The organism is Streptomyces doebereineriae (assembly GCF_031845645.1).
Taxonomy (GTDB): domain Bacteria; phylum Actinomycetota; class Actinomycetes; order Streptomycetales; family Streptomycetaceae; genus Streptomyces; species Streptomyces canus.
In genome coordinates this window covers 1-555 of sequence record NZ_JAVREZ010000102.1, presented here as the reverse complement: position 1 = coordinate 555, position 555 = coordinate 1, and the positions used below count along the sequence as shown (strand labels likewise).

Annotated in this window: 1 protein-coding gene; it reads right to left on the bottom strand. The window is 63.2% G+C overall.

Annotated features, from left to right (window positions below):
* Positions 1–2: 2 nt before the first annotated feature.
* The gene (locus RNB18_RS50910; RefSeq protein WP_311720914.1) at positions 3–479 is read right to left on the bottom strand and encodes a hypothetical protein; all 477 of its coding nucleotides are present in this window, start codon (positions 477–479) and stop codon (positions 3–5) included.
* Positions 480–555 lie beyond the last annotated feature (76 nt).

Sequence of the window (555 nt, the reverse complement as noted above, 5' to 3'; positions counted from 1 at the left end):
ACTCAGTCGTCGTTGCCGCTGTTGGAGCTGCTTCCGGCGTTGTCGTTCTTGCTGGAGGCGGCGGCCTTCTTCTTGCCGGCGGTGGAGATGCGGTCGCTGACCGTTTTCACCGACTTCTCGATGTTGCTGCCGAGCTTCTTGATGCCCTTGTCGACCTGCTTGGCCGTGTTCTGCAGTGAGGCCTTCAGGCGCTGACCCGGGCGCGATGAGGTGGTGCCGGTCTTGCCGGATTCGGCTTTGTTGCCGTCCGAAAGATCGGACGCACGTTGGGAACTCACCTCGGCCGCCGTGGAATCCTCCGTAGGTGCGGCCGCCTGTGGCTCGACCGGAGCTGAATCTGACGCGACGTTGGCCGCTGCAGGCGAGTCGGGTGCACTCGTCGCCAACATGGCCAATGGCGCTTCGGTTGTCGCGGTAACGGCGACGGTCGTGGTGGGTGGGGTGATGGCCTTCGCGATTACTCGCGGAATGTAGATCATTGCGTCGAGGGGAGTCCAAGAGGCGGCGCCAGCTCCGGACTTGTTTGGAGTTAGGAATCCCGTTCCGCCTCGGTAG

Excerpts from the sequence above, each read along its gene's own strand:
- RNB18_RS50910 (WP_311720914.1), bottom strand. The coding sequence starts at position 479 with ATGATCTACATTCCGCGAGTAATCGCGAAGGCCATCACCCCACCCACC.